General features: G+C 58.3%; 18 protein-coding genes and 1 tRNA gene. 13 read left to right on the plus strand and 6 right to left on the minus strand.

Going from position 1 to position 20,134, the window contains the following annotated elements; genetic code table 11:
- Positions 1–7: 7 nt before the first annotated feature.
- Positions 8–2,362 carry an intermembrane phospholipid transport YdbH family protein gene (locus F451_RS0114800; protein WP_020682168.1) on the minus strand — a complete coding sequence of 785 codons (2,355 nt, stop codon included), beginning with the start codon at positions 2,360–2,362 and terminating at the stop codon, positions 8–10.
- A gap of 23 nt (positions 2,363–2,385) precedes the next feature.
- Complete coding sequence (locus F451_RS0114805) at positions 2,386–3,309, minus strand: hydrogen peroxide-inducible genes activator (RefSeq protein ID WP_020682169.1); 924 nt, start codon at positions 3,307–3,309, stop codon at positions 2,386–2,388.
- Between the two features lie 141 nt (positions 3,310–3,450).
- Here F451_RS0114805 and F451_RS0114810 point away from each other — a divergent pair, with 141 nt between their 5' ends.
- The 3 genes from F451_RS0114810 (at position 3,451) to F451_RS0114820 (ending at position 5,973) form a co-directional block, all read left to right on the plus strand.
- Positions 3,451–3,870 (plus strand): rubrerythrin family protein, encoded by a 420-nt coding sequence (locus F451_RS0114810; RefSeq protein WP_020682170.1) that lies wholly within the window; start codon positions 3,451–3,453, stop codon positions 3,868–3,870.
- 111 nt (positions 3,871–3,981) lie between these two features.
- Positions 3,982–5,325, plus strand: a complete 1,344-nt coding sequence (locus tag F451_RS0114815; protein WP_020682171.1) for a heterodisulfide reductase-related iron-sulfur binding cluster — start codon at positions 3,982–3,984, stop codon at positions 5,323–5,325.
- 54 nt (positions 5,326–5,379) lie between these two features.
- Positions 5,380–5,973 (plus strand): DUF3501 family protein, encoded by a 594-nt coding sequence (locus F451_RS0114820; RefSeq protein WP_020682172.1) that lies wholly within the window; start codon positions 5,380–5,382, stop codon positions 5,971–5,973.
- Between the two features lie 34 nt (positions 5,974–6,007).
- On the opposite strand, the gene F451_RS0114825 is transcribed toward F451_RS0114820, so the two are convergent.
- Together F451_RS0114825 and F451_RS0114830 are read right to left on the minus strand one after the other, a co-directional pair.
- Complete coding sequence (locus F451_RS0114825) at positions 6,008–6,649, minus strand: O-methyltransferase (protein WP_020682173.1); 642 nt, start codon at positions 6,647–6,649, stop codon at positions 6,008–6,010.
- 74 nt (positions 6,650–6,723) lie between these two features.
- Positions 6,724–7,902, minus strand: coding sequence for a potassium channel family protein (locus F451_RS0114830; RefSeq protein WP_240476492.1), 1,179 nt, complete (start codon positions 7,900–7,902; stop codon positions 6,724–6,726).
- A 247-nt stretch (positions 7,903–8,149) separates the two neighbouring features.
- On the opposite strand from F451_RS0114830, the gene F451_RS0114835 reads away from it, so the two are divergent.
- The 10 genes from F451_RS0114835 (at position 8,150) to F451_RS0114880 (ending at position 18,273) form a co-directional block, all read left to right on the plus strand.
- Complete coding sequence (locus F451_RS0114835; RefSeq protein WP_240476493.1) at positions 8,150–8,509, plus strand: hypothetical protein; 360 nt, start codon at positions 8,150–8,152, stop codon at positions 8,507–8,509.
- Positions 8,510–8,560: 51 nt separating this feature from the next.
- On the plus strand, positions 8,561–9,202 hold the full coding sequence (locus F451_RS0114840; protein WP_020682176.1) for a gamma-glutamylcyclotransferase family protein: 642 nt from the start codon (positions 8,561–8,563) through the stop codon (positions 9,200–9,202).
- Between the two features lie 409 nt (positions 9,203–9,611).
- Complete coding sequence (gene ftsA, locus F451_RS0114845) at positions 9,612–10,871, plus strand: cell division protein FtsA (RefSeq protein WP_020682177.1); 1,260 nt, start codon at positions 9,612–9,614, stop codon at positions 10,869–10,871.
- Positions 10,872–10,958: 87 nt separating this feature from the next.
- Positions 10,959–12,167, plus strand: a complete 1,209-nt coding sequence (gene ftsZ, locus F451_RS0114850; RefSeq protein WP_020682178.1) for a cell division protein FtsZ — start codon at positions 10,959–10,961, stop codon at positions 12,165–12,167.
- A 454-nt stretch (positions 12,168–12,621) separates the two neighbouring features.
- Positions 12,622–13,698, plus strand: coding sequence for a TRAP transporter substrate-binding protein (locus F451_RS0114855; RefSeq protein WP_020682179.1), 1,077 nt, complete (start codon positions 12,622–12,624; stop codon positions 13,696–13,698).
- A 113-nt stretch (positions 13,699–13,811) separates the two neighbouring features.
- Positions 13,812–14,345 (plus strand): TRAP transporter small permease subunit, encoded by a 534-nt coding sequence (locus F451_RS25665; RefSeq protein ID WP_020682180.1) that lies wholly within the window; start codon positions 13,812–13,814, stop codon positions 14,343–14,345.
- Positions 14,342–15,628, plus strand: coding sequence for a TRAP transporter large permease (locus tag F451_RS0114865; protein ID WP_020682181.1), 1,287 nt, complete (start codon positions 14,342–14,344; stop codon positions 15,626–15,628). The genes F451_RS25665 and F451_RS0114865 overlap by 4 nt, the downstream gene beginning before the upstream one ends.
- Positions 15,629–15,760: 132 nt before the next feature.
- The gene (locus F451_RS0114870; RefSeq protein WP_020682182.1) at positions 15,761–17,110 is read left to right on the plus strand and encodes a cache domain-containing protein; all 1,350 of its coding nucleotides are present in this window, start codon (positions 15,761–15,763) and stop codon (positions 17,108–17,110) included.
- 43 nt (positions 17,111–17,153) lie between these two features.
- The gene (locus F451_RS0114875) at positions 17,154–17,825 is read left to right on the plus strand and encodes a response regulator (RefSeq protein ID WP_020682183.1); all 672 of its coding nucleotides are present in this window, start codon (positions 17,154–17,156) and stop codon (positions 17,823–17,825) included.
- Between the two features lie 360 nt (positions 17,826–18,185).
- Positions 18,186–18,273, plus strand: a tRNA-Ser gene (locus F451_RS0114880).
- Between the two features lie 29 nt (positions 18,274–18,302).
- Here F451_RS0114880 and F451_RS0114885 read toward each other — a convergent pair.
- Positions 18,303–18,593, minus strand: coding sequence for a hypothetical protein (locus F451_RS0114885; protein WP_156826502.1), 291 nt, complete (start codon positions 18,591–18,593; stop codon positions 18,303–18,305).
- Positions 18,559–19,170 carry a KilA-N domain-containing protein gene (locus F451_RS26770; RefSeq protein ID WP_020682185.1) on the minus strand — a complete coding sequence of 204 codons (612 nt, stop codon included), beginning with the start codon at positions 19,168–19,170 and terminating at the stop codon, positions 18,559–18,561. Before F451_RS26770 ends, F451_RS0114885 begins: the two co-directional genes overlap by 35 nt.
- Positions 19,171–20,134 lie beyond the last annotated feature (964 nt).

The raw sequence follows: 20,134 nt of genomic DNA on the forward strand, positions 1-20,134 counted from the left end.
TCAGATTTCAACGGTAACGCTTCTCGATTGATTCCGTCAATTTGTCGGTAAATTGCAGTGCCTGCAGCAGTTTAAGCACGTTCTGTTCAATATTGATGCTGAAATCGACCGGTCTGCCGTTATTCCAGTCCGGATTTCTGCCCTGCAGCCGGGTATTCATCAGGGCTGCACCGTCAGCATCGTATTGCAGCTTGACCGACAAGGCCTCGTACTGGAAGTTTTTCAGCGCCTTGAGCGCCATTGCCATGCCCTGGTTGGACTGACCCAGGGCGCTGATCCTCGCATCGGGTGAAAAACGGATGACGCCCGGGCCTTCGCTATCAATGCGGCCATCCTGTACTCGAATGCCGTCGGCATCGTAGGTCAGTGGCAGTACGCCGGACAGCAGGCCCTCACCACTGAGGCCTTCCTGTTGCTGCAGTTCCAGCACTTTCTGTAGTTGCAATCGCTGGAGTGTCAGCTTAGTGCTCAGTGTGGGGGACTGGGGATTTATCGTAACTGAATCAAGCGCCAGGCTGCCGCCGAGCAGGTGCGCGTCCAGGTTTTGCAGGTGCAGCAGCCCAGCCTGCGCCGGTGCCTGCTGGTAGCCGTAATCCAGTGCGATGTCGCGCACGGGAAATCCCACGTCCAGTTGATCCAGCTGTACGTGTCCCTCGTGCTGCAGCCTGCCGTTATGACGCAGCTGGGTGCTGGAGCGCCAGCCGAGCCCCTGCAGCTCGACAGAGCCCCAGCGTGCGGCGAGTTGATCGGTGTGCTGCTCCAGGCGCAGTGCGATGCCACTGGCGTTGATATTGGCGCTGCCATTATGGTGCAGTACGCCTGCGTTGATGCTGAACTCAGGCGGTGCGGGCGGGTGATAACGGTTCCACAGGCGCTCTGCATGCTGCAGTGCAAGTGGGCTGGCCTGCCAGTGAATATCGCTGACAAAAGGCGACAGGCGGGTGCTGCCGCGGCCTGTCAGGCTGAGTGCAGGCTCGGCAACCGCCAGTGTGAAGCGGTTGCTGAGCACGCCCTCTGTCAGCGCGAAGCGGGTGTCGAGGTCGGCACTTGGGAATACTTGCCCCGGGGCCTGCCAGTGTAGCTTTGGAATGCGCAACCGGCCGGTGGCTCTGTACGCTTGCAGGTTCAGCTCGTCGATATCAAGCCTGGCCGGACTGAAGCTGAGCGTGCCGCTGCTGTGCTGCAGGGGTGGGCTGAGCAACCGCAGCTGGATGGCAGGCAGCTGAAGTCCGTTGAACAGAGTACGGCTGTCAAGCACCGTGCCAAGGGCCTCGTCCGGGTTGCCGAGCGCGCTGTCGGGATCGGCGATGAGTTGCGAGGAGAGTGTCAGTGCTGACGCCAGTTCGGCGCTCGCCTGGGTGGGCGCGAAGCCTGGCAGGGCGAGCCCCTGCAATTCGGCACGGCTACCGGCGGGCAGGGTCAGGCGCAGGTTGCCTGCCAGCAGCTGCATGCTGGCGTTCAGGGGGAATTGAACGCGCTGCAGTTGAGCCTGGTTCAGGTCGAGCTGCACCGAGCCTGTCAGTGTCTGCTCCAGGGCAAGGGCCTGCAGCCAGTGAGCGCTGTCGAGCCGCAGCGGCAGACGGATCAGCCCCCGGGTTTCGATATGACCCTGTATCGGCGGCAGCTCGCCAGAGAGCAGGGCGGTGGGCAGCTGATGTTGCCAGCGCAGCGCTTCCGTCAGGTCGATGGATTGCTGCAGCTGGATCGCGAGCCGGTCTGAGTCTGGCTGCAGGTCGCCATGGGCCTGGTACAGAGGCTTGGTGTCCTTGAGCAGGCGCAGTTCAAAGTGATTTTCGTGATCCAGTTCAACCTCGAGCCAGCCCAGGGGGGTGTCGCTTTCGAACAGTTGCATGCGGCTGTTCAGGCGGTTGTCCTGCAGGTTGAGGGTGCCGCGCAGGTCGCGTCTGGGTTGGTCCTGTGCGCTCAGGCTGAGTTCCAGCTGGTCAACCTGAAGCTGGTCGGTCGGGGCCAGTGCCAGCCAGGCGGCGGGCAGCAGCGGGCGCAGGTCCTGCTCCGTGCCGTAGATGGCCGGGGTTGCCTGTGCCTGGGTGAGCAGATGCAGCTTGAGGTTGGAAACATGCACCCTGTTGAGGCGCAGGCGCCCGATCAGATCCAGCGGATCGTACTCGATGAGGACAGGGCCCGTGTCGAGCTCGATGCGCTGGTTGTCGCGCTGCTGGCTGAGCGTGACACTGCGAATTTTTAGCTGGTTCCAGCCTGGATGCTCCAGGTCGATGCGGGTCTGTTCGATACCATGGGCTTGCAGCCAGTGTTCGATGCTGTAACCGGCGAGCCGTGGCAGCACGGCGTACAGCAGCGCGAGCAGCAGCAGGGGTGTCAAAAGCCAGAGTGCAGGGCGCATGAAATCTCCGAGGTCGGCTGCCCTCAGGGCGTGGGGGGCGTGATAGCAGGGACTCTGTGTTGCTGGATAAATTCACCCAGCAGGCGGAATTCGTCGGCCCGGGCGGCCTGACGGCGCCACATCAGGCCGATGGCACGTTGTACGTCGGGCTCTGCGAACTCGCGGGTCAGGACATCGGTGCCGGCGAGCAGCGGGGTATCCAGCGCCATTTCCGGCAGCAGGGTGATGCCAATACCGTTCGCGACCATCTGCACCAGCGTGTTCAGGCTGGTCGCCTGGTAGGGCACCGACAGGTTTACGCTGCTGAGGTGGCAGGCGGCGAGTGCATGGCCACGCAGGCAGTGGCCTTCCTCCAGCAGTAGCAAGTCCTGCCCGGCGAGATCCTGGGTATGCAACGTCTCAGCCTGGCTCAGTGGGTGGTTCGGCGGGCAGGCCAGCACAAAGCGATCGTTGAACAGATGCATGTTCTGCACCCCGTCTGCGGGGAACGGAATGGCCAGCAGCAGCAGGTCCAGCTCGCCCTGGTGCAGCGCATCCACCAGGTGCTGACTCAGGTCTTCGCGGATAAACAGCTGAAATTGAGGATGCTCGGCCCGCAGGCGGTTGAGCAGGCCCGGCAGCAGAAAGGGGGCGATGGTGGGAATGACGCCCAGGCGCATGCGACCACTTAACGGGGGAACCGTCTGTTCGCACAGGGCGGCCAGGTCATCCACCGCATTGAGAATCTGATGGCTGCGCGCCACCACTGCCGCCCCGACTTCGGTGAGCAGCACGCGTTTGTTGTTGCGCTCCAGCAGGACCACACCCAGATGCGCCTCGAGTTCCGCGATGGCAGCGCTCAGACTTGACTGCGATACATAGCAGGCGCGGGCGGCTCGGCCAAAATGCAGCTGATCGGCGACGGCGCAGAGGTATTTGAGCTGTTTGAGCGTGGGTGGATGAGTCATCGGAAAATTCGATCATTGCATAAGAATTTATCTATTGTACAGATTCTAGTTCGCTGCCTACTTTTTAACCAGGGCCGCGTGGCGGCAACGGCCGTTTGTGCCCGAACTACGTGATTTCCGATCTGTTTCAGGAGGTGTGCCATGTCGCTTAAAGGTTCCCAAACCGAACAAAACCTCAAGGACGCCTTTGCCGGCGAGTCCCAGGCCAATCGTCGCTACCTGTATTTTGCCGCCAAGGCGGATGTTGAAGGCTATAACGATGTCTCTGCCGTGTTCCGTTCCACCGCAGAAGGTGAAACCGGTCATGCCCATGGTCATCTGGAGTACCTCGAGGAAGTGGGGGATCCTGCAACCGGCCTGCCGATTGGCGGCACGTCGCTGAATCTCAAGTCCGCTATTGCCGGTGAAACCCATGAATACACCGACATGTATCCGGGCATGGCCAAAACGGCCCGCGATGAAGGCTTCGATGAGGTGGCCGACTGGTTCGAAACGCTGGCCAAGGCGGAACGCAGCCACGCCAACCGGTTCCAGAAAGCCCTTGATGCCCTGGATAGCTGAGCGCAGCGCTGCATAGCCGGGTACCGGCCGCTCCTGCGGCAGGAAAAGGTGTGGGCCGGGCGTCGTGAAACTGCAGGCCCCTTGCAGGTCGCTTGTTAAAGGTAGAATGCCATGAGCCGGAGCAATACATCACGCGAGGGCAGTCTGGAGGCGCCCACCCGTCACCCGATCGACTGGCAGTCGCCGGCCTATTATGACGCTGCGGCACTGAACCAGGAGCTGGAGCGGGTGTTCGATATCTGCCATGGCTGCCGGCGCTGTGTCAGCCTGTGTGATGCCTTTCCGACGCTGTTTGACCTGGTGGACGAGTCCGACACCATGGAGGTGGATGGCGTCGACAAGGCGGATTATCTAAAGGTGGCGGATCAGTGCTACCTGTGCGACCTGTGCTACATGACCAAGTGCCCCTATGTGCCGCCGCACGAATGGAATGTGGATTTTCCGCACCTGATGTTGCGTGCCAAGGCGGTGCACTTCAAGCAGCAGGGAGCGTCCTTTCGGGACCTGACGCTCACCAGCACTGACCGTGTCGGCGCTCTGGCGTCGATTCCGCTGGTCGATGTGACCGTCAATGCCATGAATGCCAACACGGGCTTTCGCAGGCTGCTGGAGAAATCCCTCGGTGTGCATCATGCCGCCCCCCTGCCTAAATACCACAGCAAGACACTGCGCAAGCGTGTCGCCCCGCTCAAGCAGTCTCTCAGCCCGGTGGCACTCAATGGCACGACCGGCAAGGTGGCCCTCTTTGCCACCTGCTATGGCAATTACAACAGCCCGGTGCTGGGTGAAGACCTGTTTCGTGTCTATCAGCACAATGACATTCATATCGAGATGGTGCCGCGGGAAAAATGCTGCGGCATGCCCAAGATGGAGCTGGGTGACCTGGAGTCAGTGGCGCAGGCGCGGGACTACAACATTCCGCTGCTGGCCCGGCTGGTGGACGAGGGCTTTGACCTGATTGCGCCGATTCCCTCCTGCGTGCTGATGTTCAAGCAGGAGCTGCCGCTGCTGTTTCCCGACGATGCGGATGTCGCCAAGGTACGGGCCGCCTTTTTCGATCCGTTTGAGTATCTGTGGCTGCGGCACAAGGGCGGTGGTCTGAAGCTTGATTTCGCCGCCGAAGGGCTGGGTGACATCAGTTATCAGGTGGCCTGTCACCTGCGGGTGCAGAACATAGGCCTTAAAACCCGCGATGTGCTGAGCCTGGTGCCGAATACCCAGGTGCATGCGCTGGAGCGCTGCTCAGGACATGACGGCACCTATGCCGTGCGCATCGAAACCCGTGACAAAGCGGTCAAGATAGCCCGCCCGGTGGTGCGCAAGGTCGAGCAGCAACAGGCAGATCATTTTGCCAGCGACTGCCCCATGGCGGCGACCCATATTGCCAACCTGAGCGAAGGCGTCGACCAGGCGGAACATCCTATTAGCCTGTTGCGCAAGGCCTACGGCATCTGATGCTGGCGGTCTTGCCTACACCTCTCATGCCCTGGCACCGTACGGAGCTGAATCATGGATAAACTGACCCCGCAGGATCTCTGGCCACTGGAAACCTATGCCCGCATGCGCGGCGATTTCAGGGCCAGGGTAATGGCCCACAAGCGCGGCCGTCAGCTAAAGCTCGGTGAGCACCTGCGCCTGCTGTATGAGGACCGTATGACCGTGCAGTACCAGATTCAGGAGATGCTGCGCATCGAGAAACTGTTTGAAGAAGCGGAAATTCTGGATGAACTGAACGCCTACAATCCCCTGATACCGGACGGCTCAAACTGGAAGGCGACGCTGATGATCGAAATTAGCGATGTACCCGAGCGACGCCGGCGTCTGCAGGAAATGGTCGGGATTGAACACCGGGTCTGGATGCAGGTGGGCAGTCTGGATAGAGTATTTGCCATTGCCGACGAGGACATGGATCGCAGCACCGAAGAGAAGACCTCCAGTGTGCACTTTCTGCGCTTTGAACTGAGTCGGGCGATGGTGGCGGGGGCGCTCGAGGGCATGGCGCTGCAGGCCGGGGTCGATCATCCGGCCTGCCACGTTGCCGGGCAGGTGCTGGACGCCGGGCTGCAAACTGCCCTGCAGGGGGATCTTGCGCCGGTGCACTGACCTGTGGCTCTGACAGGGCACCGGGTGCTGGCGATCAGCGCAGCTTGCGTACCACGTTGATGCCGTCGCGTACGGTCAGGAAAATGTTTTCCACGTCGGGGTCGGCGGCGATGCGGCGATTGAGCTCCACCAGGGTGTCGTCGATCTCGGACTCGGGCTGAATGACCTTGCCCGACCAGAGCATGTTGTCCAGCACGATAAGCCCGCCGGGGCGGGTCATTGCCTTGACCCGTTCGTAGTATTCCAGGTAACTGCGCTTGTCGGCGTCAATGAAGCTGAAATCAAGTTCCAGATCCAGTGTTTCCAGGGTATCCAGTGCCCGGCCAAAGATGACTTCGATCTTGTGACCATGTTCGCTGCGGTCGAAAAAGCCCTGGGCGAACTCGATCGCGCGGGGATTGGTTTCGCAGCAGATCAGGCGGCCGTCGTCGGGCATGCCTTCTGCGATCGACAGCGCCGAATAGCCGGTGAACATGCCGATTTCCAGCGCGACCTTGGGTTGCGCCAGTGCCACCAGCATTTTCAGCGTGCGCCCCACCAGGCGGCCGGACAGCTTTTGCGGCCAGCCCATGTTTTCGTTGGTGGCATCAATCAGCTCCTGCAAGAGCGCAGGTTCTGCGCCCGTGCTGATAAAGGCGTAGTCTTCAATGGCTTCGTTGACGATAAAGTCGGTCATGGCAGGTATGGGCGCGTTGTTTACAAGGGGGCGATATTCTAGCATTTTTTGGGCCGGCGGCGATTGTACTGCCCTCAGGCTGTTGCCAGTGCCGCCCAGTCAAATTCCCGAATGCGGGTGGGGGCAATGTAGTAGATCACTGCACCGGGATGCAGCTCCAGATCCAGTGACGGGTTGACCTCAGGTTCACCATCGGCTTCCAGATCCACCGCGATGAGCGTGGCCTGGTAGCGTTCCTTCAGCGGCGCATAGAGACGGCGGATACTGATCGGCGCCACTTGGGCGGGGTAGCGTACCGAGTACTGGGTCATGCCGTCGCCGGCGCTGAGCAGCTGGCGGTGCAGGGCACTGGAACCCGGGTCCATGGCGGCCTTGACCATCAGCTCCACCGCCACCGAAGGTGTGCACTCGATATTGGGGCAGTGGTGGCGCAACAGTTCACTGAGGGACTGGTCGCGGAAGTAGGCGATGCTATGGGCTGTGGGGTTGCGGCTGTAGCTGTAAAGGGCGGCGGCGAGGGTGCTGTCGTCCCGGGCGCAGTCGATAATAATGCTGGAGGCCTGGTCAATGCAGCTGCGCTGCATGTCGGTTGGGTCGTTGTAGGCCGAAACCCGCACAAATTCGATTTCTCCCGGCAAGGGGTTTTCGATCTCGTCGCTGACACACAGGCACAGGGTGCGTCCCAGGTTATGCTGCGCTTCAATCAGCAGAAGCCGCAGCAGCTGCGGTGTCCGTTCCGGATCCCAGCCGATAACCAGGATGTGTTCGTTCAGGTTCAGTGCCTTCATGCCCATAATGCCCTTTCTCCATTGGTAGGCACTGAAGGCGGCAATCTTGCCCACCGTCAGCGCGAACAGGCCCAGCCCCATTGGAATAACGAAAACTGCGCTAAACAGCTTGCCGCCGGTCGTGGCGGGCGACAGGTCGCCATAGCCGACCGTCGAGGCCGTGACGATCAGCCAGTACAGGTAATCGGTTCCCGCCAGCGCGGTTTCGCCCAGCAGCTGAAGTACCAGCCAGCACAGCAGCACATAAACCAGCAGTGACGCCAGCAGGCCCTGCCACTTCATTTCCTTGAAATTGTGGTAGATCAGCTTGCGCAAGCGTTTTAACAGCAGCATGGCGAGAGTACTTTTCAGTCGTCTGTGGGCGGTGGTGCCAGAGCGGGGATAGTAACCCGCAGGGTTAATAGGTGAAACAGGGATGTTGCACCATTGGCCGCAGATCAGTGCGAACGCCACAGAAACCAGCATGTCCACGCACCTGCGCCCACTCTTTTGAGTTAAAGGGCATGTGGCGTGATGTGAAAATAGCTAGGGAACCTATTGGTACGCCAGGTGAATAGCAACAATCCCGGCCTGTCGGGTCGATGCCAGAGACGGAAGGCTGGGGCGGGTGGGTGTTGTTCCGGCCTCGACCGGGCCTTGTTTTCCACGGCGCATGGGGCTGGGGATAGCGCGGCAAATCCCGTACAATGCGGCGGTTGACGACCTCACAGGAGTGTACTCTTTGGATCCCCTCGTATTGTTCTTGCTCAGCGGTTTTGTATCCATGTCGGCGGCCCTCAGTGCCGGTGCCATTAACAAGCTGCCGGATGACCAGAAACCGCCGTTTGCCCTGCAGCGCAATGGGCAGCTTTGGGTGGTGATGATCGGCAATTTCGCTGCGCTTACCCTGTTGGGCGCCATGGCCTACGGCTTTCGTATGCTGGAGTGGTGGATTCCGCTGACATGTATCTTTCTGACCTTCCCGGTCATTCATCTGGTGGTGCTGCAGCGCCTTCTGGGGCATGTGCGTACACTCTTTTTGATGGCACCGCTGGTGCTGGCGGCAATTCCGGCGCTTTATATTTACTGGTAGGCGGTGTTTTGGCTGGCGGGGACTGATGGCCATTATCGCCTGAGAGGCTGAATGATGATTACGGTACTGGGGTATGGCTCGTTATTATCGCAGCGCTCGGCATTGGAGACGGTGCCGAGTCTGACCGGTTTCAGGCGTGTGCGAGTGCCCGGCTACCGGCGCATTTTCAACAAGGTCGGGGTGGTCTTTTTCAGCCGCCACGGGGCGGACCCGGCCAGTCTGGAAATTGCCTCCTGTTCCACCCAGGCGATGCCGGGTAGCGAGATTATCTGTTCGGCTTTTGAAGTGCCCGAGGCGGATTTTCCCGCCCTGTACGAACGTGAACACCGTTTTCGCTGGATCGAGGCTGAGGCGCTGGATGAAACAGGCTCACGTTGCCGTGGGCGTATCTGTACCGGCAGCAACGATATGGATTACCGCCTCAACAAGTGCGTGACACCAGAAGAGTATCACCGTCGAGTGGGGCAGTATTATGGTGGCTCACTGTGGCGCGATGATATTCTGCCGTACCGGCGCTATCTCGCCTTCTGCCTTGAGGCTGCGGCGTCCCAGGGGCAGGCGGTACTGGATAATTTCATGGACAGCAGCTTTTTGGCGGATGGTCACACCAGTATCCGTGAGTACCTCAGTGCGCTGGAGCCCGCGCTGCAATGGCAGGATGGCACGAGCGATTACAGTTATCGGGCGCGCTGAATACTGCAATAAATTATCGAAAACTCTTCCGTTTATAATCAATATTGAATGTTGATATTACCCTCGATTAATCAATATTAAATATTGATGTTTATTTAATTTATCAAGATCTATTTTTGATTTTGAATTAACATTGAACCAAAAGTTGGCCGCTTAATTACCTGCCACAGCGGAAAAACTTTGCCGCACTAAAAAAAGTATGCGGCTGAAAAACAAAGAATTTTGCTCAACTACGGTAAAACATTGCCGATATAAAGGTGGCAGGAACTGTTGTTTTTTTGTACATTTAGTTCCAGCCCCTTGCTATGAGTGTAGATGGCAATAGGTCGATTGAAGTTGGCGTGGTTCTTGCGATATTTAACCCAAACGCCTTTCTAAACGGATTTAATTCAAAGCGGATGATGGCCACATGGTAACGCCTAACAACATGATTGTCGGACTCGACATCGGCACCTCCAAGGTGGTGTGCATGGTGGGCGAAATGGATCCGAACGGGCGTATTGAGCTGGTCGGAATAGGCTCACAGCCGTCGCGGGGGCTGAAGCGCGGTGTGGTGGTCAATATTGAGTCCACTGTCAACTCGATTCAGCGTGCGGTGGAAGAGGCCGAGTTGATGGCCGGCTGTAAGGTGCATTCGGTGACCGTCGGAATCGCCGGCAGCCACATCAGTAGCCTTAATTCCCACGGTATCGTCGCTGTGCGCGAGCGGGAAGTGACCGAGCAGGATCTGGAGCGCGTAATAGATGCCGCTCGGGCCGTGGCCATTCCCGCCGATCAGAAAATCATTCATATATTGCCGCAGGAATACCTGATCGATAACCAGGAAGGCATCAAGGAGCCGCTTGGAATGTCGGGCGTGCGCCTGGAAGCCAAGGTGCACCTGGTCACCGGTTCGATCAATGCGGTGCAGAATATCGAAAAGTGCGTGCGCCGTTGCGGCCTGGATGTCGATGGCGTTGTGCTGCAGCCGCTGGCGTCGAGTTATTCGGTGCTGACAGACGATGAAAAGGACCTGGGCGTCTGCCTGGTGGATATCGGCGGCGGCACAACCGATATCGCGGTGTTTACCGGCGGTGCCATACGTCATACGGCGTCTATACCGGTGGCCGGGGATCAGGTGACCAATGATATTGCCATGGCCCTGCGTACCCCCACCCAGAATGCCGAAGAGCTGAAGGTCAAGTACGCCTGTGCGTTGGCGCAGCTGGCTGGCGCCGATGAGACCATCAAGGTGCCCAGTGTCGGCGAGCGCCCGCCGCGCAGCCTGTCGCGCCAGTCGCTGGCCGAGGTGGTTGAGCCTCGCTACGAAGAGCTGTTTTCACTGATTCAGGCGGAGCTGCGCCGTTGCAGTTTCGAGGACCTGGTCGCTGCCGGTATCGTCCTGACCGGCGGTACGGCCAAGATGGAAGGGGCGGTCGAACTGGCTGAGGAGATATTCCACATACCTGTGCGTCTCGCCAGTCCCGTGGGCGTCCATGGCATGGAAGATATTCTGGGTAACCCTGTCTACGCCACGGCGCAGGGGTTGCTGCTCTATGCAAGGCAGAATTATAACGGGGCCTATTCCGGCCAGGGCGAAGCATCCCGGCGTGAGCCCCAGCCGATCGAAGTCGGTGAAGAGCCCGGGCTGGTGGAGCGCATGAAATCCTGGTTTCAGGGGAATTTTTAGGTTTTGTTCGTTACAGAGTCGTCCATAACGTAAAGCAGGCGCAGGTGCTCAGACGAAGAAGCTGGCACTTGCAAGGAGGGGAGTCAAATGTTCGAACTGGCTGATAGCGTTGCTCAGAATGCCGTCATTAAGGTGATCGGCGTGGGTGGCGGCGGCGGTAATGCCGTACAGCATATGGTCAGCGCCGATGTCGATGGCGTTGACTTCATTTGTGCCAATACCGATGCACAGGCGTTGTCCGGGCTGGCCGCCCGCAGTGTCATCCAGCTCGGTGGCGATCTCACCAAGGGGTTGGGTGCCGGGGCTAACCCGGAGATAGGCCGTCAGGCCGCGCTGGAAGACCGGGAACGTATCTCGCAGATGCTCACGGGCGCCGATATGGTGTTCATTACCGCCGGCATGGGCGGTGGGACCGGTACCGGGGCCGCGCCGATCGTGGCGGAAGTTGCACGGGAACTAGGCATACTGACCGTCGCCGTCGTGACGCGTCCGTTTCCGTTCGAAGGCAGAAAGCGCCTGAAAATTGCGGAAGAAGGCATTCGCGAGCTGAAGGAATGCGTCGATTCACTGATTATTATCCCCAATGAAAAGCTGCTGCCGGTGCTGGGCAAGAACTGCAGCCTGATTCACGCCTTCAATGCTGCCAATGATGTTCTCAGGGGCGCGGTGCAGGGGATTGCTGATCTGATCATTCGCCCCGGCATGATCAACGTCGACTTTGCCGACGTGCGCACTGTCATGTCCGAAATGGGTATGGCCATGATGGGCACCGGTAATGCACGCGGTGAGGGCCGGGCATCCGAGGCGACCGAGGCGGCCATCAACAGCCCGCTGCTGGAAGACGTGGATCTTAAGGGGGCCCGCGGCGTACTGGTCAACATCACCGCCGGGCTGGACCTGAGCCTGGGGGAATTCTCCGAAGTCGGCAATATTGTCGAGCAGTATGCCTCTGACAACGCCACCATCGTTGTCGGCACCGTTATCGATCCGGAAATGAGCGACGAAATTCGCATCACCGTGGTTGCAACCGGGCTCGGGCAGGTACAGCAGCAGGAGGTTCGGGTGGCCAACGGCGGTACTGCCAATGCGGTGTCCCGTTCCGCCGCCGGCAAGCCCACCACTGATTACAGCCAGCTGGAGCTGCCGACAGTGCTGCGCAACCGGGCCGAAGAGCGTGCTGCCCGTGCAGCGCCGGCGCCCGCGATCGAAGCGCCGGCTCAGTCGCTGCAGAAAACCGGTACCGATGATATGGATTTCCTCGATATCCCTGCGTTTTTGCGTCGACAGGCCGACTAGGCCGGCGGTTCTCTCCCCCGCGTTTATTTTTGGGCCGTCCCTTTTTGGGGCGGCTTTTTTATGCCTGCTCGATTGCAATTTTCTAGCAGCCTGTCGGACTTGGCCGGTCGTAACGAGGGATAGTCCGTTTTGAGGCAGTTTTTGGGCTCTTTTGAGACGAATAGTGGTTCTATTTAACAAAAAAGAGCGCGATAAATGACCAAAATCGGCTTTTCCACAGTAGATCAGTGGTAAGTCCGACAGGCGGCTAGGTATTTCTACTGAGCGTCCTCGGTATTAGCCCGCGTCCGCTAACAGGGCTGCTGCGCATTAGTGCGAATGGCGGTGCGGGCGGGCATTCGTCACCATGGCGTTACGGTTCCCAAGTGAATCTGATGCGGGTGTGCATGGCCCAAGAGGCCATGTACGCACTTGAAGCCCCCGCGGGGGCAGCCAGTCAAAGGTGATAATAACAATGTTTAAACTCCCTGTTGCACGTACCCTGATTGCGGCGGCGGCCTGCGTGGCCACGCTGTTCAATCCGGCCCAGGCCGATGAAAAGGTGTATCGGCTGAAAATGGCAGAAACCTGGCAGACCAACTTCCCGATATTTGGCGACGCACCACGCAACATGGCCGCCATGGCCGAGAAAATGTCCAACGGCCGGCTGAAGATCACCATTGATTCTGCCAACAAGCACAAGGCACCGTTTGGCGTGTTCGACATGGTGCGCGCAGGCCAGTACGACATGGGGCACTCGGCGTCCTACTACTGGAAAGGCAAGGTGCCTAATACCCTGTTTTTCTCGACCATGCCCTTCGGCATGACCACCCCCGAGCAGTATGGCTGGTTCTACCAAGGCGGCGGCATGGAACTGATGCAGCAGGTCTACGCACCCTTTAACCTGATGTCCTTCCCCGGTGGCAACACCGGCAATCAGATGGGCGGCTGGTTCCAGAAGGAGATCAACTCGCTGGAAGACATCCAGGGCCTGAAAATGCGCATTCCGGGATTTGCCGGTGAAGTGCTGGCCAAGCTCGGCGCCAACCCGACCAACATTCCGCCGGGCGAGCTCTATACCGCGCTGGAACGTCGCACCATCGACGCCCTGGAATGGGTTGGCCCCGGGCTTGACCTGCGCATGGGCTTTCACAAGATTGCGCCTTACTACTACACCGGCTGGCATGAGCCTGCCACCGAACTGCAGTTCCTGATCAATACCCGCAGCTGGGAAAAACTGCCCGCAGACCTGCAGGAAATCCTGCGCGTCGCCATGCGTACCGCCTCCTACGACATGTACATTCAGAATTACGATGCCTCTGCGACCGCCTGGGCGCAGATGAAAGCCGAGTTCCCGGATATTCAGATCAAGACCTTCCCGGCAGAAGTCATGACAGCGCTCAAGGGGGCCAATGACGAACTGCTGGAAGAAGCGGCCGCTGCCGATCCGCTGGCCAAACAGATTATCGAATCGCAGCAGAACTATCAGGCAAAAGTCCGGGTCTGGACCAACATTTCCGACCGCGCGTACCTCAACAGTCTGTCCGACTGATCAGTCGGGACTTAACGGGAGTCATGTATGGCTCCCGTTTGTGTATCCGACGCCGGGCTCCGCCGATGCACAGGGCGCTGACCCATGCCGAGGAATAATGCCGAGGAATTCTCATGATGCTGTTAAAACTGGAGCGGGCGGTCAATCGGGTTTCGGATCTGTTTGGCAAGATCGCTGCCGTGCTTTTTGTATTGCTGCTATTTAACGTTTTCTACGATGTGCTGAGCCGTTATGTGTTCAATGACGTTTCCATTGCCATGCAGGAAATGGAATGGCATCTGTTTGCGCTGATGTTTCTGCTGGGTGTGCCCTTTACCTTGCGCGCCGACGCCCATGTGCGTGTGGATATCCTGTATGACCGCCTGAGTACGCGCAAGCGCGCCTGGATCGACCTGACCGGCACCCTTTGCCTGCTGCTGCCGTTCTGCCTGCTGGTGGGCTGGTACGGGGTGGGCTTTGCCCATGAATCCTATCTGCTGGGCGAAACCTCCGGCGATCCGGGTGGCCTGGCCTACCGCTGGCTGATCAAGGCGGCCATCCCGTTTGCATTCTTTGCCACTGCCCTGAGTGGACTGGGGCTGGCGCTGAAATCAGTCAATACCCTGCGGGGACAGTCCATGGCTGACATTCAAGGTAATCACCCATGATCGGTATCGTGATGTTTTTTGCCGCCCTGGCGCTGCTGCTCAGCGGCTTCCCGGTGGCCTTTATTTTTGGTGGTGTGGCGCTGCTGTTTGGTGTTTTTGCCGAGGGGCCGGATATCTTCGCCTTCATGCCGTTTCGTATTCAGAGCATCATGCAAAGCACCACCATGATGGCGGTACCGCTGTTTATCTTTATGGGTCTGGTGTTGCAGAAGACCCGCCTGGCTGAACAGTTGCTGGAAGCCATGGCCAAACTGTTTGGCGGCGTGCGTGGTGGCCTGGCCATTTCCACGGTGCTGGTGGGCGCATTGCTGGCGGCATCCACCGGGGTGGTTGGTGCTTCCGTCGTGGCCATGGGGCTGATCTCGCTGCCGGTCATGCTCAAGTACAACTACGAAAAATCTTTGGCCTGCGGCACCATCTGTGCCTCCGGTACCCTCGGGCAGATCATTCCGCCCTCCATCATCCTGATCATACTGGGCGATGTGCTCGGCATTCCCGTTGGGGACCTGTTCAAGGCCGCGCTCTGGCCGGGACTGTTGCTGATTGGCGCCTATGTCCTGTATATCCTGATCTATGCCTTTTTAAATCCGGCGTCCGCACCGGCGCTGCCCATTGACCGCAACATCAGCCGGCGGACCTATTATGGTCAGGCGCTCAAAGCGATCCTGCCGCCACTGGCGCTGATTCTGGTAGTGCTGGGCTCGATTTTCGCAGGTGTTGCCACGCCCACCGAGTCCTCGGCGCTGGGTGGCGTTGGTGCCCTGATATTGTCGTTGCTGTACCGCCAGTTCAGCTGGAAAATGCTCTATGAGGCGGCGCTCGAAACAGTGAAGGTTACCGCCATGGTGTTCGCCATCCTGCTGGGAGCCACTGCCTTTTCGATGGCGTTCAGCTATACCGGTGGCGACTATATCGTTGAGGAAGTGCTGACCGGACTGCCTGGCGGGCAGATGGGCTTTCTGCTGCTGTCGATGCTGGCAATCCTGGTGCTGGGGTTCTTTATCGACTTCGTCGAGATCAGCTTCATCATCGTGCCGATACTGGCGCCGGTGGCCGATGCACTGGGCATCGCACCTATCTGGTTTGCGATCCTGATCGCCATGAACCTGCAGGCCAGTTTCCTGACGCCGCCCTTTGGCTTTGCGCTGTTTTATCTCAAAGGGGTTGCACCGGTATCGATACGCACCACCGACATCTACCGCGGCGTGGTGCCGTTTATTCTGCTGCAGCTTGTGGTGCTGGTGACGATACTGATGTTCCCGGGGCTCTACGGGCTGGTGTGATCCGGCACCAAGCGGTCTTATGCATCTGGGCTGCACGGTGGCCCCGGCACATGCCGGGGCCGCCGATTTTGCTGTTATCATGACCCGGGTCACACAGCGGCACGGGTCATTCTACAGGGGGCGCAATCACTGATGTCATTAAAAGCCAAACTGCTGCTGTTGGCGATTCTGCCCCTGCTGCTGGTAAGCAGTCTGGTAACCATGGTCAGCCTGCAACAGGCCCGCAGCCTGTCGGAGCAGGAAATTCACATCTTCGAAGACAATCTGCTCAGTTCCAAAAAGCGCGAACTGCAGCATTACGTCAGCCTGGCGCTGACCTCCATCGACCATATCGTTGCCAATTCCGATGTGCATGATGAAGCCGCCAAGACCGAGGTGAAGCGCATCCTTAATGATCTGACCTTTGGAGAAGACGGTTACTTTTTCGTTTACGACCAGCATGGCAACGTGCTGGTGCATCCCATCCTGACCGGTCTGGTGGGGCAGGATCTGTATGACATGCAGGACGAGCAGGGCGATTACGTCATTCGCTCCCTGCTGCAACTGGCCCGGGAGGGCGGGGGCTTCCACCGCTATCTGTGGCAAAAGCCGTCGCGTGGCGAATCCGAGGAAAAACTCAGCTATGTGGTGAGTCTCGCCAAGTGGGGCTGGATGCTGGGCACAGGGCTCTATATCGACGATATCACCCAGGAAGTGGCCAATATTCGCAGTGAGGTAACGCGCAATATTCGCAATACCTTTTTTACTGTACTGCTGATACTGGCGGCGGCGGTGGTGGTGATTGTTGTGATCGGTATTGCGCTGAACCTGCATGAAAGCCGTCTGGCCGATGCGCGGCTGCGCTCCCTGGCCCACAAATCGATTCAATTGCAGGTCAGCCAGCGTCGCGGTTTTGCCCGGGAACTGCACGATGGCATCAATCAGCTGATGGTGTCGGTGAAGTTTCGCATCGAGTCGGCGCTGAACAAGCTGGCCAAGGGCGACCAATATGCCAGTGCCGAGGCCGATCTGCGTCACGGCATGTCAGTACTGAACGAGGCCATACAGGAGGTGCGCCGGGTCTCCCATGACCTGCGTCCCAGCATCCTCGATGACCTCGGTCTTGAACCTGCGTTGCGCAATCTGCTGGATGAATTCAAACTGCGTACCGGTATCCTGGTGGACCTGCGGCTGACACTGCCGGCGGCGCGCCTGACCGATGACATCGAAATCACCCTCTACCGGGTGGTGCAGGAAGCGCTTACCAACATCGAAAAACATGCCGACGCCAGCCGTCTGCTGGTGCGCAGCTGGTACGGCAACAAGCTTTTGTGGCTGGAGCTGAAAGACAATGGCTGCGGCTTTAATCCAAAGGACCTCTCGCCCCTGGCCGGCATTGGCCTGCGCAATATCCGTGATCGGCTGGAACTGCTGGGGGGGGAGCTGGAGCTGGAATCGGCGCCGGGAGAGGGGACGCGGCTCTGCGTTGGCTTGCCATCGTGACCGGCCGCAATGATCTTGAGAGTATGACAGCGGAGTTTTATTCATGACAGAACGTACCCCGATTCGGGTCCTGCTGGCCGACGATCATCCGCTGGTCCTGGAGGGCATATCGTCGCGGCTTGAGACAGAACCTCATCTGGAGGTTGTGGGGCTGGCGCACAATGGGCTGCAAGCGCTGGAACTGGCAGAGCGACTACAGCCGGACGTGGTCATGATGGATGTATCCATGCCGGTCATGAACGGGCTCGAAGCCACCCAGGCCTTTCATTCCCGTTTCCCCGCGGTGCGGGTACTGATCCTCAGCATGCACGACAACCGCGAGTACATCCTGCAGCTGATTCGCGCAGGCGCCTCGGGTTACATCCTCAAGGATGTGTCGTCTGATGAGCTGATCAAGGCTATCGAAATGGTGCACCAGGGCGGGACCTACTTCAGTGCCAGCGCGTCCCAGTCGCTGTTCAGCCTGGATGCACCGCAAGGGCCTGCTGAACTCGGTGCAACCGGGGCCGATGCACAATCGCTGACGCCGCGGGAGGAAACGGTGCTGCGTCTTCTGGCGGAGGGCGGCAGCAACAAGGACATCGCCCGCAAGCTCGGTATTTCGGTTCGCACCGTGGAAACCCACCGCCAGAATATCAAGACCAAGCTCAACATCCAGACCGCCGCCGGCCTGACCCGGTTCGCCATCGAACAGGGGCTGGTGGAGCTGAAATAGGTCGCCGCGCCGCTGGCGCCCCGTTGCGTCTTGGCCGTTTGCAAAAAAGTTAGGTAAAAAGTTTGCAATTCATGAAGTTATCCATTAAATTACGCGGCCTCAACGGTGCAGAGCGGCAGTCACAACCCGTGCTGAACCTGAGAAATCTGTAAACGTCGGAGCTTGCGACGACGGTAACGAGCATGCCCAGGCGTGCGGGTTACAAGTTCGAAAGGACTACGCAGCAAACAATATGGTGAGGTGTCCGAGTGGTTGACTCGGAGGCGAAGCCGGAGAGAACGTCGGAGCTTGCGACGACGGTAACGAGTACGCCCAGGCGTGCAGGTTACAAGTTCGAAAGGACTACGCAGCAAACAATATGGTGAGGTGTCCGAGTGGCCGAAGGAGCACGCCTGGAAAGTGTGTATACCGCAAGGTATCGAGGGTTCGAATCCCTCCCTCACCGCCATATTTAAAAACTCCTTGAATAACAGTAATTTACTTGTATTTCAAAGAGGCGATGTTGACATAAATGTTGACGTCAGATTTCCTCGAGACTGCCCAGTCTTGGGATGAAAAAGGGAAGCCTAGCGGTTTCCTTTTTTCGTTTTTGGATTGCTTCGATGCGTGCGCGAATCTCATGCAGTTACGCTTGGTGATCTTGCGGTTGATCCCGAAGTCGATCCACCACTGAGCCAGCTCTGTTTCGGTCGGACCTTCCGCTTCTGCATCTTGCCCCATTTGGGCAGGCCGCTCATTTGGGGTGGCCAGCTTCTGCAGCTCTTCCAAGGTCTGGGCTGCTCGTCAGCAATTCTTCTATTCCGTGTTCGCTCAGACTCTTGGAGCCTGCGTGAACATAGCCCTCAACACTGAGGCCGAGGGTGTTGAATTCCAGCGGCAGGTGGCCAGCAGGCGCTCCGTTGTTCTCCAGTACGTGCTTGATCTCATATACTGCGGCTTTGGTCTCGTTGATCACTGCGAGCTGGGCTTTCTGCTGCTGCTCAATGCGCACCATTTCGTTAGCCTGGGCGGCAAGCATTTCCAGATTGCTCAGCTGCTTCGGGGTCTGCATATCGTGATACGCTCGGATGACCTGAAGATTGAATGCAGGGCTGATCCACATCGCATACGAGTAGACCAGGTCGCGGGCTACGTAAGTGCCGCCTGACCGGCCACGCTTGGAGCTGACCGGCCATATCTGTCCATTATCCAGTTCTTTAATCAGAGCGTCCGCGTGGCAGGAGCGCAGAAACTTGTTAGGGCCGTGCCGCTCTTCACCTCCAGCTGCTCGATGTAGATCATTGCGGCAGTAGCGCCCATCTTTGCCTTGCCGGATGGATGCCCCGGCGATCATAAGGTTGCTCATTTACCGCCTCCGAATACAGCGTTGACCAGCGCAGACGCAGCGTCGGTCGGTCCTTCATCGTCCCGCTGTATTTGGCTAACTTGGTTATTTGCAGTAGCCTGCTCGGCGTCAGATGGGCCTTCACCATCCTGTTCAGTTTTAGCGTCATGCTCATTTTGAACAGCCAGGGCCTTCGTCATCCCGCTCTATTTGGGCGGGCCGCTCATTTGGGGTGGCCAGCATCTTCAGCTCAGCCAGGGTCTTATCTGCTACCAGCTGGTAGATGTCGGACGGCTTTTAAGACGGCAGCATGTTCACAGCAACGCCGCCGACCTCATCAAGAAACGCGAGGGGCCAACTGAGCCAGCACTGTGTCAGTCGGACCATTCTAGCTAAACAGAACGACCGGATGAAATCTGATAATAGCTGGCACTAAAACAGGGAGGTTTACATGCTCTGCTTGCCAGTGGTGGTGAGGTCGTGCGTGCGGCTGGTACGTGTATCCGCATTGATATGTGTCTGCATACTACAATGCCACTGTTTGTGCTCTTTTGGTCTGGCGGGGCGGTTTCAACTTTTTCCAGCCGTAAGCAACTCACTTGCATCAGGGGGCTGCAGTGACCATCCTGATGCTTACACGGGCTAGGATGCTGGCCTTTGCCTTTCGCATCTTTGAGTTTGACGCCCGGCATCAATGCTGTGCGTGCTTAATTTTCCCTTCGCTCGTCAGTTGGCTACTTCAGAATTGTCGAGTCATTCTCAGCCTGTGCCCTTTGTTATAAACGATATTTGTTTCAATGGTTTACTGGCCTTTTTCTTGCAGTGATTTTATTTGATGGCTTTTTCATGGCTCATGCTAATGCGAAATGATTCTGTGTGAGGGTGGGTTTCGAGGCTTGTCAGAGGGGAAATTTTATGCCAGTATCTTTTTGGTATACCAACGGTATACGGAGTTGACCTTTCGATAAAGATACTGAAGGAGTAT

This window comes from Marinobacterium rhizophilum DSM 18822, assembly GCF_000378045.1.
Lineage (GTDB): Bacteria > Pseudomonadota > Gammaproteobacteria > Pseudomonadales > Balneatricaceae > Marinobacterium_A > Marinobacterium_A rhizophilum.

Bases quoted from the DNA above. Each gene is read 5' to 3' on its own strand.
- F451_RS0114800 (WP_020682168.1), bottom strand. From the start codon at position 2,362: ATGCGCCCTGCACTCTGGCTTTTGACACCCCTGCTGCTGCTCGCGCTG.
- F451_RS0114805 (WP_020682169.1), bottom strand. From the start codon at position 3,309: ATGACTCATCCACCCACGCTCAAACAGCTCAAATACCTCTGCGCCGTC.
- F451_RS0114810 (WP_020682170.1), top strand. From the start codon at position 3,451: ATGTCGCTTAAAGGTTCCCAAACCGAACAAAACCTCAAGGACGCCTTT.
- F451_RS0114815 (WP_020682171.1), top strand. From the start codon at position 3,982: ATGAGCCGGAGCAATACATCACGCGAGGGCAGTCTGGAGGCGCCCACC.
- F451_RS0114820 (WP_020682172.1), top strand. From the start codon at position 5,380: ATGGATAAACTGACCCCGCAGGATCTCTGGCCACTGGAAACCTATGCC.
- F451_RS0114825 (WP_020682173.1), bottom strand. From the start codon at position 6,649: ATGACCGACTTTATCGTCAACGAAGCCATTGAAGACTACGCCTTTATC.
- F451_RS0114830 (WP_240476492.1), bottom strand. From the start codon at position 7,902: ATGCTGGTTTCTGTGGCGTTCGCACTGATCTGCGGCCAATGGTGCAAC.
- F451_RS0114840 (WP_020682176.1), top strand. From the start codon at position 8,561: ATGATGATTACGGTACTGGGGTATGGCTCGTTATTATCGCAGCGCTCG.
- ftsA (WP_020682177.1), top strand. From the start codon at position 9,612: ATGGTAACGCCTAACAACATGATTGTCGGACTCGACATCGGCACCTCC.
- ftsZ (WP_020682178.1), top strand. From the start codon at position 10,959: ATGTTCGAACTGGCTGATAGCGTTGCTCAGAATGCCGTCATTAAGGTG.
- F451_RS0114855 (WP_020682179.1), top strand. From the start codon at position 12,622: ATGTTTAAACTCCCTGTTGCACGTACCCTGATTGCGGCGGCGGCCTGC.
- F451_RS25665 (WP_020682180.1), top strand. From the start codon at position 13,812: ATGATGCTGTTAAAACTGGAGCGGGCGGTCAATCGGGTTTCGGATCTG.
- F451_RS0114865 (WP_020682181.1), top strand. From the start codon at position 14,342: ATGATCGGTATCGTGATGTTTTTTGCCGCCCTGGCGCTGCTGCTCAGC.
- F451_RS0114870 (WP_020682182.1), top strand. From the start codon at position 15,761: ATGTCATTAAAAGCCAAACTGCTGCTGTTGGCGATTCTGCCCCTGCTG.
- F451_RS0114875 (WP_020682183.1), top strand. From the start codon at position 17,154: ATGACAGAACGTACCCCGATTCGGGTCCTGCTGGCCGACGATCATCCG.
- F451_RS26770 (WP_020682185.1), bottom strand. From the start codon at position 19,170: ATGAGCAACCTTATGATCGCCGGGGCATCCATCCGGCAAGGCAAAGAT.